Below are 13,396 nucleotides of genomic sequence, written 5' to 3'. Positions count from 1 at the left end.
TACCGGCGGTTGGCTACGCGCCACTGAAAGCTAGTCTCGGGTCAGCAGCGCTGCCGAGCTGGCAATCCCGTCGAGAATGTCATGTTCCGAGGCGATCAGCTCGCGCGGACCCTGCGGGTTGGTGTGCTCGAGCAAAGCCAGGATGCGCTCGACGATCAGCGCACCGGCGCTGATCACATCCACCCGGCCCGGGTGCATGTACCCCAGATCGGCACGCTGCTCGCGGGTGGAATCAAGCATCCATCCGGTAGCCCCACGCATCTGCTCGAAAGAAATCCGGGCACCATGGATGCGCTGGGAATCATAGCGGTCGAGCCCCAGGGCGCAGGCCGTGAGCGTGGTGAAGGTTCCGGCGACCACGAGCACCTGCTGCACGGAGCCTAGATCCAGCACCCCCTGTAGTTCCGCGAGCTTCTGATCGACCATTTGCACGCACTCGTCCGAGCGTAGCTGCGCCTCGCCGAAGCGTTCGGTGACCCGCACACACCCCACGTCGAGGCTCTTCGCCGCCTGCACGCCGGCGGAGGTGCCAATCACGAATTCGGTGGAGCCGCCACCAAGATCGATCACCAGCGAGGTTCCGCTGCTTTCGGGCAGCACGCTGGTGGCGCCGGTGAAGGACAGGTTCGCCTCGACCTCGCCGCTAATGACCTCTGGGGCGATCCCCAGAATCTGGGTGATGCCCCCGATGAACTGCTCGCGGTTGCTGACATCGCGGGCGGCACTGGTGGCCACGAACCGTAGCTGCTCAACCTCGTGCTCGTCGATTAGCTGCTTGTAATCACGCACCGCGGCAAAGGTTCGCTCCAGGGCCTCGTCGGAGAAGGCGCCGGTGGCGTCCACACCCTGTCCGAGGCGCACCACGCGCATGGTGCGCAGGCGCTCTTCGAGCCGCACGTTGCCGTTGCTCAGCTCGGCGTCGGCGATCAGCAGGCGGATCGAGTTGGTGCCGCAGTCAATTCCCGCCACTCGCATCAGTTGCGCTCCTCGGGGTTGGACGCGGCCTCGGCTTCGGCGCGGCGCCGCGCGCGCTCGGCGCGTTTGGCTTGGGGGTCTTGCTTCTCCTGGGTCTTCACATGGCGCGAACGGTCGCGTTGCGGCACCGGCGCCTCGGTATCCCATGCACCGGGGCAGTAGCACCGATCGGCCGTCCACCACTCGGCGATTCCGGCCAGCGCCTCATCGCCCAGCGGGTTCACACCCGGCCCGGCGGCCAGTGAGTGCCCCACGAGCACATGCAGACACTTGACGCGGGTGGGCATGCCGCCGGCCGAGACCCCGGCGATCTCCGGCACCTCACCGGTGCCCGAGCGGGCACCGATGGCGTCGCGGTTAGCCAGGTAGGACTCGTGGGCGGCCGCGTAGGCGGCCGCCAGTTGTGGGTCGGCCCCGAGCCGTTCGTTCATCTCATTCATCAGCCCGGCGGCTTCGAGCCGGGAGACCGCCGAGGTGATCACCGGGTGGGTCAGGTAGTAGGTCGTCGGGAACGGGATGCCCGAGGACAGACGCGGTGCGGTGGTGGCTACCAGCGGGTTTCCGCATACGCAGCGGGCACCGATCTCCACGACATCGCGCACCGGGCGGTTCAGCTGCCGACTGAGCGTCTCAAGGTCGGCTTCGCTGGGCACGCGGGCGTCGGCGTCCAACGCCTCGTGGACACTGTTAGGGGTTTCGTTCATCAGTTCTTCCGCTGTCGGGGGTGCTGCGTCATCTAGTCGGTGGCCGAGCGGCGCACGGAGTCGAGCAGGGCGTCGACCCAGGGTAGCTCCTGGCGTACCTCGAAGGTACTACCGTTGGCTTCCGGTTCGGTCTTCTTCTCCTCGGGGACCGCCCCGACCACCTTGTAAACCTTTTCGCCGGGCTGCACCAAGTTTATCCGTTCCCGGGCCTGCTGTTTGATATACAGCGGATCGTCCCAGCGGGCGATCTCATCCTTCAGCTCATCCTGCCGCGTCTGCAGCGAGGCAATGGTTTCACGCAGTTCGGTCAGTTCCTGGTTCTGCGTACGGTAATAGTTCACCGTCGGCACCAGCAGCACGGCGAAGAACACCAGCACCACTAAGAGGCCGGCAAAGCGTCCGGAAAATTTGTGGGCGGCCACCGGGGTCGCGTCCACCTCATGGGTTTCGTCGCTGGTGGCGGCCTCGGGGTTGCGGCGCACGGCGCCGGAGAACTTCATCCGGTCGGTGCGCCGCCGGGCGGACTGCTTTTCCTTGGCCCGCTGATGCATCGGCAGTTTGCTCTTCGCCGGCGTCGGCTCGTTGTAATCCGCGCGCTGCTCGGCGGCCCGGCGCCCCCGCTCGGTGACCGGTTCGCCGGTGCCAGCGCTCGGCGCTTCGGTTGCCGGATTCTCGGAATTAGCCGGGCGCGGACGGGCGCCCCCCGGACGTGGCAGGAGCGGAGCTACACGGCGCGGCTGAGTCTTGGAACGCGGCGCGTGCTGCTGGGCCATCTCCCGGGCCTGGACCACATTGATCGCGTCGGTGGGTAGCTCGGTGGGTTCGGGAGCCGACGACTGGGTAGGCTGCCCCTCAGGTACGTTGGCACGCGGCATGCGCGGCGGACGCTGAGCCATGATCCCCCATTCGACGTCGTTCGGCGTTCGGTAATTCCATTAAATAACGAAAAGCCCGCCGGTATCCACTACCGACGAGCTTATTCGTTCTAACTGAAGGTTAGCTGTTGAAACGCGGGAAGGCGCTGGCTCCGGCGAAGACCGCGGCCTCGCCCAGGTCCTCCTCGATGCGCAGCAGCTGGTTGTACTTCGCCACGCGCTCCGAACGGGCCGGGGCGCCGGTCTTGATCTGACCTGCGTTGGTGGCCACGCAGATGTCGGCGATGGTCACATCTTCGGTCTCACCCGAACGGTGCGAGGTGATGGTGGTGTAACCCGAACGCTGGGCCAGTGCAATGGCTTCCAGGGTCTCGGTCAGCGAACCGATCTGGTTCACCTTCACCAGCAACGAGTTGGCGGTACCCTTCGCGATACCGTCGGCCAGACGCTCCGGGTTGGTCACGAACAGGTCGTCACCCACCAGCTGCACCTTGTCGCCAATGGCGTCGGTGAGGGTCTTCCAGCCATCCCAGTCGTTCTCGTCCAGCGGGTCCTCGATGGACACCAGCGGGAAGTCGGCGACGAGCTGTGCGTAGTAGTCGCTCATCTCCTGAGCGGACAGGGCCTTGCCCTCGAACTGGTAGGCGCCGTTCTCGAAGAATTCCGAGGAGGCAACGTCCAGGGCCAGGGCGATGTCGCGGCCCGGCTCGTAGCCGGCGCGCTTGATCGCCTCAACGATCAACTCCAGTGCGGCGCGGTTGCTCGGCAGGTTCGGGGCGAAGCCACCCTCGTCACCCAGGCCGGTGGACAGGCCCTTCTCGTTCAGCACGGCCTTGAGGTTGTGGTAAACCTCGACGCCCCAGCGCAGAGCCTCCGAGAAGGTCTCGGCACCCAGCGGGGCGATCATGAATTCCTGAATGTCGACGTCCGAGTCGGCGTGCGAACCACCGTTGAGGATGTTCATCAGCGGCACCGGCAGAACGTGAGCGTTCGGGCCGCCCAGGTACTTGAACAGCGGCAGGTTGGCGCTGGCGGCGGCGGCGTTGGCCACGGCCAGGGAGACACCGAGGATGGCGTTGGCGCCCAGCTTGGACTTGTTGGAGGTGCCATCCAGCTCGATCATGGCAGCGTCGATGGCGCGCTGATCGGTCGCGTCCAGCCCCTCGAGCTCATCGGCGATATCCTCGATAACCGCCTCAACGGCACCCAGAACACCCTTGCCCTGGTAGCGCTTCTTGTCGCCGTCGCGACGCTCCGCTGCTTCGAACTGGCCGGTGGAAGCACCCGACGGCACGGCGGCACGGCCGTGCGAGCCGTCGGAGAGCAGGACCTCGACCTCGACGGTCGGGTTGCCACGGGAATCCAGAATTTCGCGCGCGTGAATGGCGTCAATGAATGCCATAAGTGTGTACTCCTTGTATAAAGGGGCGGTCAAGGTTCGAAATATGCCGCGGAGATAATCCGCTGGCGCCTTTGCCTATCCCTAGCCTATCGTCTCGCCCGGCGTGAGGGCGATCATATGAAGACATGTCATGGGCCATAGACTTCTGCCAAGCGCGCCCGCAACACCGATTCGGCGTCCAAGCCCAGCTGCTGCGCCCGGGCCGTGAGCGCCAGAAGCGCATCGCCGAGACCCCGCTCATCGTCCACTTGGCTCACCTCGAGCGCCGCCCCGTGATGCGCCTCTGGCAACAGGGTTTCGGAACGCTCGCGCCGCTCACGCAGCTTCTGCGCCAGGGCGAGCGCCGGTAGTCCTGCCGGCAAACCGTGGGCTCCATCAACCGGTTTGGTCTTGCCCTGCTCGGCCTTTTCCTCGGCTTTGGCCGCATCCCAGAGCCGAATAATTTCCTCGACGTCCTCGATGACGGTAGCCCGCTCGGTGCCATCGGATTCGAAGACGTGACGGTTGCGACGCACCAGCTTGTCGCGCAGGGTCTGCGCCACCTCCCCCAACGTGAAGTATCCGTGCTCGGCTCCGATCTGTGCATGGAGCAACACCTGATAGAGCAGGTCACCCAGCTCTTCGCGCAAGGCCTCGGGAGCGCCGGCATCGATCGCTTCGAGCACCTCGTAGCTTTCCTCGAGCAGGTAGCCACGCAGGGATTCATGGGTCAGTGCCTGCGTCCACGCGCACCGTACCCGCAGGGTGGCTACCGTGTCGATGAGCTGTCGCAACTGTTCGGTATCCGTGGGCTTTGGGTGCGGGTTCATCGGCTCACCGGCAATCCAGGTAGTCCATCGATACTCACCGCATTTTTCGTGGCCCGGTAGGCCTCCATGCCTTGTACGCCGCGTTTCTCGGCATGCTGACGTAGCAGGTCCCGCTCGCCGACGAATTCCATCACCGGCACTCCCCAGCCGCAGGAATCGCTGATGCGGTGGACCTCGACGTTGATCACCGCGCGCGTACTGGGATGTTCGGGATGCAGGGCGGTGACCTCGTCGAACTCGGCGTCACCGGGCAGATGCACGGTGCCCTGTCCATGCAGGCGCACGATCCGAGGGCGGGCCCCAAAGGAATTAAACATCAGGCAGACCCGGCCATTTTCGCGTAGGTGGGCGATGGTTTCGACGCCGCTGCCCGAGTAGTCCACCCAAGCCACCTGGTGCGGTCCGAGCACCGAGAGCGTGTCATGCCCGCGTGGCGAGAGATTGATATTTCCCTGCGCGCTGAGCGGCGCCGTCGCCACGAACCACACGGGTTGCTGCTCAATCCAGGCTTGTAGTTTCTGATTGATTTCCGTGAATACTTTGCCCACACCCCGAGCATAGTGCACCGAGTTTCTTCCCTGCCGGAGCGGCGGTTAAACGGCACTGGGGCCACCGTTTCGGTGACCCCAGCGCGCAGAGAGTGACTAGATCTCTTCGAATTCTTCCTCATCGTCGACCGCCAGTTCGGCCTCCATAAGCTCTGCGTAGTAGTCGTTGATGTACTCCACCAACAACTCTCGTAGCTCCAGGGGCACGAAGGCGGCCTCGGCGGCGTTCAGCGTCAGGTCCAGCAGATCCTCGAGATCGTAGTCGAAGGTTTCGACCAGCAGCTCGAACTCGTCGGAGAGCGTGGTGCCGGACATCAAACGGTTGTCCGGGGAAATGGTGACGTTAAACCCGGTCTGCACCAGCAGGTCCACCGGGTGTGCCTCAATGCCCTCACCAAACCCGGCGGTCGCCCCGGTCTGCAGGTTTGAGGATGGGCAGATTTCCAGCGGGATACCGCGTTCGCGCACCCAGTTGGCCACCGGCCCGAGCTCGACCAGCCCGGTATCCTCGCTGACGGTTTCGCCTTCGTCGTCGACGCCACCGAATTCGATCTGGATGTCCTCGGCAATGCGTACGCCGTGGCCCAGACGCTGAGCACGACCGGTGAGGATCGCGTCCTTAATGGATTCCAGTCCGGCAGCCTCTCCGGCGTGCAGGGTGGTTGGGAACAGGTGCTGGGCCAACAGGTCGAAGGCCTCGGTCAGACGCGAGGGCGGGTTGCCTTCCTCGGCGCCGGCAATGTCAAAGCCGACGACGCCGCGCCCGCGGTGACGCAGGGCCAACTGGGCGATCTCCAGGCCGCGGTCGGCATGGCGCATGGCGCTGAGAATCTGTGCCACCTGAATCGGGTGCCCCTCTTCGTTCAGAGCGGCGCACCCTTGGTCGAGTCCCTCTTGGACGGCGTCGACCACGTCATCCAGGCTCAGACCCTGCTGCTGGTGTTGCTCCGGCGCGTAGCGCACCTCGCCGTAGATCACCCCATCCGCGGCCAGATCCTCGACGAATTCGCGCGCCACACGGATCAGTGCGTCGCGGGTCTGCATCACGGCAATCGTGTGGCCGAAGGTTTCTAAGTAGCGCGGCAGCGAGCCGGAATCGGCGGATTCACGGAACCATTCGCCCAGGGCCTCGGCATCGGTGGCGGGAAGCTCATGGCCAATTTCGGCGGCCAGCTCAATGATGGTCTGCGGGCGCAGGCCACCGTCCAAGTGATCGTGCAACGAAACTTTGGGAAGATCCCGGAAATCGAACTCGGGATCGTAGGCAAGATGAATCAATTCTTCAGTCACATCTGAAGCCTAGTCGCTATTGCCCGGCACTGATAGCCGTCTGCGGTTAAGATCGCGACGCCGCGAGGTTAATCTTCGTCACCCAGCGAAGTGGCCGGACGTGCACCACCGGCCGTGCCGCGGGCCCGTTTACGCTCCGCCTCACGCCGATGAAACCACCCCAACGCCCGATTGACGATTTTGTCGAGGATGAGGCCGAGCCCCAGCGCGATAGCCACCGACAACACAATTCCGAGCAACTTGTTATGCGCCAGCCAGTTGCCAGCCAACGCACCGATACCCACCGAGTACAGGCCCCAGGTGAGGCAGCCGAGGGTGTCGAAAAACAAGAAACGACGATAGGAGAATCCCGAGGCACCGGCGCTGAGGTTCACCGCGACGCGTCCGATGGGAATGTAGCGGGCCGTGAAAATCAACAGGGCGCCGGAGCTCTCGAGGCGGCGTGCCGCGAAGCTCAACACCTTCTGCGCACGTGCCGAGCGCATCCACGCGAGTTGCCCATGACCGAGCCGGGTGCCCAGCCAGTAGGTGAATTGGTCACCGAGAATCGCCCCGGTCACGCCGAGAACCACCAACCACCAGAGGTTTGGCACCCCCTGAGCCACACCGACGGCCGCCAAAGAGACCAAAAAGGTTTCGGAAGGGACCACGGGGAAAAATGCGTCGATGGCGCAAAAGGCAAACAGCAAAGGCAGAATCCACCACGCGCTGGCGGCCTGATTAATTGCCTCGTTGACCAAGTCGATCACGGTTACCGTCTTCTTCGTAGGTTCACACGCCACCGAACGGTGGCGTTAGTCTAGTTTCCCATTGGCACCGGCCGCCAAGTATCAGCCGTTCGACGGTCTTTGCGTTGAGCAAACCGACACCTAGGTCGTAGATCCACTTACCTCCAACGATGACGGCCACCGCGTGGTTCCAGTTACTGTGCGGATACGTCAACGCCGCCGCACTTAGCTTGGAGGCAGGTGCGGCGGCGCGGAGAGCTCAGCCATTTTGGAGAGTGTGAACCTAGTTGGCGGCCACCCGGTCGATAATCAAACGGGTATCGGGACGGTCATTCTCCGTGCCGATCAGCATGGAACCTTCCACCAAGGCCGCGGCCCGCTCGAACTTCTCAGGAGTGTCGGTCAGTAGCGTAGCGATCGGCTGACCGCGTCGCACCTGGGCGCCGGGCTTGGCGTGCAACCGCACGCCGGCCCCGGCCTGCACGGCGTCCTCCTTGCGAGCACGTCCGGCCCCCAAGGTCCAGGCGGCCACGCCGATATCCATCGCATCGAGCTTGAGCAGGGTACCGTCGGCCGGTGCGTAAATGGTCTGCGATTCGGCAGCCACCGGCAGGCTCGCATCCGGATCTCCACCCTGGGCGGAGATCATGCGGCGCCAATAATCCATGGCTCGACCGTTGCGCAGGGCCTCGCGCACATCGACATCGTGCACCCCGGCACCGGCAAGCATTTCGGTGGCCAAGGCACAGGTCAGCTCCACCACATCCTCGGGGCCTCCACCGGCGAGCACCTCCACGGACTCTTCGACCTCGATCGCATTGCCGGCGGTCAGCCCCAGCGGGGTATCCATATTAGTCAGCAGGGCCACCGTGTTCACTCCGGCGTCGGTGCCCAGGTTCACCATGGTTTCGGCCAGCTCGCGGGCGTTGACTTCGTCCTTCATGAAGGCTCCGGAACCGACCTTGACATCCAAGACCAAGGTGCCGGTTCCTTCGGCAATCTTCTTACTCATAATGGAGGACGCGATCAGCGGAATCGACTCGACGGTGCCGGTCACATCACGCAGTGCGTAGAGCTTCTTATCGGCCGGGGCCAACCCGGCACCGGCAGCACAGATCACCGCCTGCAGCTCGGATAGCTGAGCGAACATTTCCTCGTTGCTCAACTCAGCACGCCACCCCGGAATAGCTTCGAGCTTGTCCAGCGTGCCACCGGTGTGCCCGAGTCCGCGGCCCGAAAGCTGCGGAACGGCCACCCCGAAGCTCGCCACAAGCGGCGCCAGCGGGAGGGTGATCTTATCCCCCACCCCGCCGGTAGAGTGCTTATCGGCGGTGGCCAGCGGGCATCCCTGCCGGTCGGTGAGCGTCGAGAAATCCATCCGTTCACCGCTGGCGATCATAGCCGCGGTCCAACGGGCTATCTCCGCCCGGTTCATCCCTTGGAAGAAGATCGCCATATTCAGCGCGGCCATCTGTTCCTCGGCGATCACCCCACGGGTGTAGGCATCGATGGTCCAGTCGATCAGTTCCGGGGACAGTGCCTCGCCGGCCCGCTTGGTCCGGATGACCTCGATGACGTCATAGGCTTCGGTTGCCATGGGAATTAACTCCTCAGGTTGTCCGGCCCGAAGGCATCGGGCAGAAGGTCGGTGATGTCGGTGAGCCCGCGGGCCGTCTGAATGGTGAGCGTCGCGGCGCGGTGCTCGAAGAGCAATTGTCGGCAGCGCCCGCAGGGGGTAATGAGCTGCACCTGACCGTGATCCTGTTGCCCGAGGCAGAGGAAGTATTCAAGTTGCCCTCCGCCGGTGGCGAAGAGTTCTCCGATCAGCGCGCATTCGGCGCAGAGGGTGACCCCGTAGGCGGCATTTTCCACATTGCACCCGGAAACGAGCCGGCCGTCGCTGCTGAGCGCCGCGGCGCCCACTCGAAAATTCGAGTAGGGCGCGTAGGCCTTCTCCAGTGCGATCTGTGCCGCCTGACGTAGCTCGTCCCACTTCACATTGGCTTCGCTCATGGGTGCCTCACTCCTTGAGATAGGGTTCACCAACGGCGGCCGGACCGCGCGAGCGACCGACCAGACCCGCCACGGCGAAGATGGTGACCAAGTACGGCATCATGGCCATGAACTGGCTCGGTACCGGGGTGCCGATAATGGTCAGGATGACCTGCAAGTTATCGGCAAAGCCGAAGAGCAAGGCGGCCAGGAAGGCCCCAATGGGATTCCATCGTCCGAAGATCACCGCGGCCAAGGCGATGAAGCCGCGGCCACCGGAGATTTCCTTGGTGAAGCTTTCGACGGCCACCAGGGTGAAGAAGGAACCACCAATACCGGCGATGATGCCGCCAAGGGTCACGTTCCAGAACCGGGTGGCGTTGACCTTGATGCCTAGCGTGTCGGCGGCCTTCGGGTGTTCACCCACGGCGCGCACGCGCAGGCCCCAGCGCGTCTTGAACAGGGCGTACCAGACCACCGCGACGGCGATATACATCAGGTAACCGATCACCGACTGCTTGAACAGGATCGGCCCAAGAATCGGAATCGCGCTCAACCCGGGGATCTCGATGATCGGCAGTCGCGGTGGATTGTTATACAGCTCCGCGTCGGCCTGCATCACGGTGGTGAACAGGAATCCGGTCAGCCCGGAGACCAGCACGTTGAGCACCACACCGACAATGATCTGGTTGACGACATATTTGATGGAGAACAGTGCCAGCACCAGTGAGACTAGCGCTCCGGCCACACCGGCTGCGATCAGCCCAAGGTAGGCATTCTGCGTCATGCTGCCGACCAGCGCGGCGGTGAAGGCACCGCCGAGCAGCTGACCCTCGATGGCGATGTTGACGACGCCGGCACGTTCACACATGATCCCGGACAGCGAACCAAAGACCAAAGGGACCGCCAGCACCGCGGCGCCGGCCAGCAGGCCGGCCAACGAAATGCTCGGGGTTCGTGCGCCGGAAACCACCCAGATCAGGAAGGAAAGGACAAAAAGAGCGGCAAAGGCGATGATCCACCCACGGCCCAGTGGCCTTGCCTGATTGCGGCGCACCCAGGCCAGCGCGGCGATACCGGCCATGAACAGGCCGATGATCAGGTTGCTGATCCGGCCCGGCAAAACCAATTCCGGCAACGTGAAGGCGTCACCGGCCGAGGAGAGCCCAAAGTGCGCACTGGCAGTGGAGCCAAGGGCCCCGAAACACACCAGCACGATGGCGGCGAAAATGCTCAGCGTGAGCGGCACCTTCTTGCCCACGCTATGTGCCACAACCGTGGTGGGGAGAACTGCTGGTTGAGTCATTACTGTGCACCACCCTGGGTTGCGGCCGCGGCGGCCTGAATCTTCTTTTTCTTCGGGTTCAGCCCGAACATCGCCTTAATCAGTGGCGGGGCGGCAATGAACAGCACGATCAGCGACTGCACCACCAGCACAATATCGATCGGGGTTCCGGTCGAGATCTGCATATTCACCGCACCGGCACGGAAGGCTCCGAAGAGCAGACCAGCAAAGAAGGTGCCCCACGGGGTCGAGCGCCCGAGCAGCGCCACCGTGATCGCGTCGAACCCGAGCGATCCGGCGATGCCGGCGGTCAGCACCTTTTCGGTGCCCGCCACCTGAGCGACGCCGGCCGCACCGGCCAGGGCACCGGCCAAGGCCATGGCCACAATCATGGCCCGCTGCACATTCACACCGGCGGTCTGCGCCGCCAGTGGGTTGTGTCCCACGGCGCGCAGTTCAAAACCGAGTGTGGAACGCTTCAGCAGCCAGCCCATGCCGAAGGTCAACAGCACCGCCAGCAAGAAGCCTACGTGTAGCCGGGAACCGGGCAGGGCCGGGAAGACCGCGGTGGTATCCAGAATCGGCGAAATTGGGTTGGTCTCGCCGGGGCGGCGGAAGGCCTGGGTGTTCATCAAGAAGTCAAGGAGGTAGAGGGCCACGTAGTTGAACATGATCGTCAAGATCACTTCGTGGGCACCGGTACGTGCCTTGAGCAGACCAACCAGACCGCCCCAAAGGGCGCCACCGATAAGGCCAAAGACGATGACCAGCAGCAGGTGCAGCACCACCGGCAGATGCCAGGCGAAGCCGACATAGCCGGCCATCGCGGCACCGATGATGATCTGGCCCTGGGCACCAATGTTAAACAGACCAGCCCGGAACGCCAGACCCACACCTAGACCGGCGCAGATTAGCGGGGTGGACACGGTCAACGTTTCGAGGAACGGGGCAAAGCCCTGCGCCGAGTTGTAGATGGAGCCTTCGAACAGCGCCACATAGGAGGACGTGCCAGCTTCCCACAACGCGGAGAAGAAGTCCGACGGACGGGCGAATAGGTAGCCAGCCGTGGTGGCTACGCGCTCATCGGTGACCGCAATAAGCAGTCCGCCGACAATCAGTGCGACGATCACACCGAGCACCGAGACGAGACCCGGGCCCTGGGTGATCTGTTTGAATAGGTCGTTTTTCGCCGGTGCCGGCGCGGTTTTCTCAGCGCTCACTGGCCTTCTCCTTGGTTCTTGTGCTGTGCGGCCGCCTCGTCGGCGCTGACCCCCGCCATCATCAGGCCGAGTACATCGCGCGGGGTATCGGCCGGGACGATGCCAATGATCGAGCCCTTGTAGAGGACCGCGATCCGGTCGGCCAGTTCGATCACCTCGTCGAGCTCGGTGGACACGATCATCACCGGGGTTCCGGTATCGCGCTCGGCCACGATGCGCCGGTGCAGGAATTCGATGGAGCCGACGTCCACGCCGCGCGTGGGCTGCGAGGCAATGAACAGCTTCAGCTCGCGGCCCAGTTCGCGGGCCATCACGACCTTCTGCTGGTTACCACCGGAAAGGCTCGAGGCCGGGTTCAACGCGTTATCCGTTCGCACGTCGAAGCGTTCGATCTGCTCGGCGGCGTTCTTGCGCACCTGCGCCAGATTCATCGACAGTCCCTTGGCAAAGGGCGCCCGATCGTAGAGGTCCAGGATGAGGTTCTCTTCGATGCTGAACTGGCTGACCAGGCCGTGCACGCTACGGTCTTCGGGGACAAATCCGACGCCGGCGGCAAGAACCTGCTTGACCGAGCGGCCCAGCAGTTCTTTGCCTTCGAGTTGGACCGATCCGCCGCTCACCGGCTGCGTACCCAAGATGGCCTCGGTCAGTTCGGTCTGGCCGTTGCCCTGCACACCGGCGACGGCGAGGATCTCGCCGCGGTGAATATCGAAGCTCACCTCGTTCAGCACCCGGGTGCCGGCCTCGTCGATTACCGACAGGTCGCGCACCTGGAAGGTGGCCTCGCCGGGGGTGGCAGGCTCCTTGTTCAAGGACAGCGACACCGAACGGCCGACCATCATCGAGGCCAACTCGGTGGTATCGGCCTGCGGGGAAACCGTGCCGACGACTTCGCCACGGCGAATCACGGTGATCTGATCGGAGACCGCCTTGACTTCGCGTAGCTTGTGGGAAATGAAGACGATGGAGGTGCCGTTGGCTTTGAGCTGACGCATGATGTCGAGCAGCTCGTCGGTCTCCTGCGGGGTGAGCACCGCGGTGGGCTCGTCGAGAATCAGCACACGGGCCTGGCGCACTAGGGCCTTGATGATTTCCACGCGCTGCTGCACGCCCACCGGGAGGTCTTCGACCAGCGCGTCGGGATCCACGTCGAAACCGTACTTCGCGGAGATCTCACGAATTTTGCGGCGTGTGGTTTCAAGATCGAGGCGGCCGCCGGCCTTGGTGCTTTCGGCACCGAGGGCCACGTTCTCGGCCACCGTGAATACCGGGATGAGCATGAAGTGCTGGTGCACCATGCCGATGCCGGCCGCCATGGCGTCGCCGGGACCGGAAAAGTCGACGACCTGATCGTCGACGAGAATTTGGCCCTCGGTGGGCTGGTACAGCCCGTAGAGCACATTCATCAAGGTGGACTTTCCCGCGCCATTTTCACCGAGTAGACAGTGAATTTCGGCATCGTCAACCACGAGGTCGATGCCCTTATTGGCGTAGAAAGTACCGAAAGCTTTCGAGATTCCCCGCAGTTCGAGTTTCACGATGGTACCGTTTCGTTTGTTCGGTGGGCT

Annotated in this window: 13 protein-coding genes; all 13 read right to left on the bottom strand. The window is 63.7% G+C overall.

What is annotated here, in order from left to right; genetic code table 11:
- Positions 1 to 30: 30 nt before the first annotated feature.
- Positions 31 to 975 (bottom strand): Ppx/GppA phosphatase family protein, encoded by a 945-nt coding sequence (locus ACYU0X_RS03895; protein ID WP_418908508.1) that lies wholly within the window; start codon positions 973 to 975, stop codon positions 31 to 33.
- Positions 975 to 1,679 carry a DUF501 domain-containing protein gene (locus ACYU0X_RS03890; protein WP_461902171.1) on the bottom strand — a complete coding sequence of 235 codons (705 nt, stop codon included), beginning with the start codon at positions 1,677 to 1,679 and terminating at the stop codon, positions 975 to 977. The genes ACYU0X_RS03895 and ACYU0X_RS03890 overlap by 1 nt, the downstream gene beginning before the upstream one ends.
- Positions 1,680 to 1,711: 32 nt before the next feature.
- Positions 1,712 to 2,575, bottom strand: coding sequence for an FtsB family cell division protein (locus tag ACYU0X_RS03885; protein WP_461902170.1), 864 nt, complete (start codon positions 2,573 to 2,575; stop codon positions 1,712 to 1,714).
- A gap of 100 nt (positions 2,576 to 2,675) precedes the next feature.
- Positions 2,676 to 3,956, bottom strand: coding sequence for a phosphopyruvate hydratase (gene eno / locus ACYU0X_RS03880; RefSeq protein ID WP_418908505.1), 1,281 nt, complete (start codon positions 3,954 to 3,956; stop codon positions 2,676 to 2,678).
- A 128-nt stretch (positions 3,957 to 4,084) separates the two neighbouring features.
- A complete protein-coding gene (locus ACYU0X_RS03875) occupies positions 4,085 to 4,765 on the bottom strand; it encodes a MazG nucleotide pyrophosphohydrolase domain-containing protein (protein WP_461902169.1) in 681 nt (226 codons plus the stop codon).
- Positions 4,762 to 5,313 (bottom strand): pyridoxamine 5'-phosphate oxidase family protein, encoded by a 552-nt coding sequence (locus ACYU0X_RS03870; RefSeq protein WP_461902168.1) that lies wholly within the window; start codon positions 5,311 to 5,313, stop codon positions 4,762 to 4,764. Before ACYU0X_RS03870 ends, ACYU0X_RS03875 begins: the two co-directional genes overlap by 4 nt.
- Positions 5,314 to 5,409: 96 nt before the next feature.
- Entirely contained in the window at positions 5,410 to 6,603 is a 1,194-nt protein-coding gene (locus ACYU0X_RS03865; RefSeq protein WP_461902167.1) for an adenosine deaminase, read from the bottom strand.
- Between the two features lie 68 nt (positions 6,604 to 6,671).
- On the bottom strand, positions 6,672 to 7,352 hold the full coding sequence (locus tag ACYU0X_RS03860) for a DedA family protein (protein WP_461902166.1): 681 nt from the start codon (positions 7,350 to 7,352) through the stop codon (positions 6,672 to 6,674).
- 262 nt (positions 7,353 to 7,614) lie between these two features.
- Positions 7,615 to 8,928 (bottom strand): thymidine phosphorylase, encoded by a 1,314-nt coding sequence (locus tag ACYU0X_RS03855; RefSeq protein ID WP_461902165.1) that lies wholly within the window; start codon positions 8,926 to 8,928, stop codon positions 7,615 to 7,617.
- 5 nt (positions 8,929 to 8,933) lie between these two features.
- Entirely contained in the window at positions 8,934 to 9,344 is a 411-nt protein-coding gene (locus ACYU0X_RS03850; protein WP_309408603.1) for a cytidine deaminase, read from the bottom strand.
- Positions 9,345 to 9,351: 7 nt separating this feature from the next.
- The gene (locus ACYU0X_RS03845) at positions 9,352 to 10,629 is read right to left on the bottom strand and encodes an ABC transporter permease (protein ID WP_309408604.1); all 1,278 of its coding nucleotides are present in this window, start codon (positions 10,627 to 10,629) and stop codon (positions 9,352 to 9,354) included.
- The gene (locus ACYU0X_RS03840; protein WP_309408606.1) at positions 10,629 to 11,828 is read right to left on the bottom strand and encodes an ABC transporter permease; all 1,200 of its coding nucleotides are present in this window, start codon (positions 11,826 to 11,828) and stop codon (positions 10,629 to 10,631) included. Before ACYU0X_RS03840 ends, ACYU0X_RS03845 begins: the two co-directional genes overlap by 1 nt.
- Entirely contained in the window at positions 11,825 to 13,366 is a 1,542-nt protein-coding gene (locus tag ACYU0X_RS03835) for an ABC transporter ATP-binding protein (protein WP_418908496.1), read from the bottom strand. The genes ACYU0X_RS03840 and ACYU0X_RS03835 overlap by 4 nt, the downstream gene beginning before the upstream one ends.
- Positions 13,367 to 13,396 lie beyond the last annotated feature (30 nt).

The sequence above is a fragment of the Glutamicibacter sp. X7 genome (genome assembly GCF_054889245.1).
Note: the sequence above shows the minus strand (reverse complement) of the source record. Positions and strands in the feature narration are given on the sequence as shown.

Excerpts from the sequence above, each read along its gene's own strand:
- ACYU0X_RS03895 (WP_418908508.1), bottom strand. The coding sequence starts at position 975 with ATGCGAGTGGCGGGAATTGACTGCGGCACCAACTCGATCCGCCTGCTG.
- ACYU0X_RS03890 (WP_461902171.1), bottom strand. The coding sequence starts at position 1,679 with ATGAACGAAACCCCTAACAGTGTCCACGAGGCGTTGGACGCCGACGCC.
- ACYU0X_RS03885 (WP_461902170.1), bottom strand. The coding sequence starts at position 2,575 with ATGGCTCAGCGTCCGCCGCGCATGCCGCGTGCCAACGTACCTGAGGGG.
- eno (WP_418908505.1), bottom strand. The coding sequence starts at position 3,956 with ATGGCATTCATTGACGCCATTCACGCGCGCGAAATTCTGGATTCCCGT.
- ACYU0X_RS03875 (WP_461902169.1), bottom strand. The coding sequence starts at position 4,765 with ATGAACCCGCACCCAAAGCCCACGGATACCGAACAGTTGCGACAGCTC.
- ACYU0X_RS03855 (WP_461902165.1), bottom strand. The coding sequence starts at position 8,928 with ATGGCAACCGAAGCCTATGACGTCATCGAGGTCATCCGGACCAAGCGG.
- ACYU0X_RS03850 (WP_309408603.1), bottom strand. The coding sequence starts at position 9,344 with ATGAGCGAAGCCAATGTGAAGTGGGACGAGCTACGTCAGGCGGCACAG.
- ACYU0X_RS03845 (WP_309408604.1), bottom strand. The coding sequence starts at position 10,629 with ATGACTCAACCAGCAGTTCTCCCCACCACGGTTGTGGCACATAGCGTG.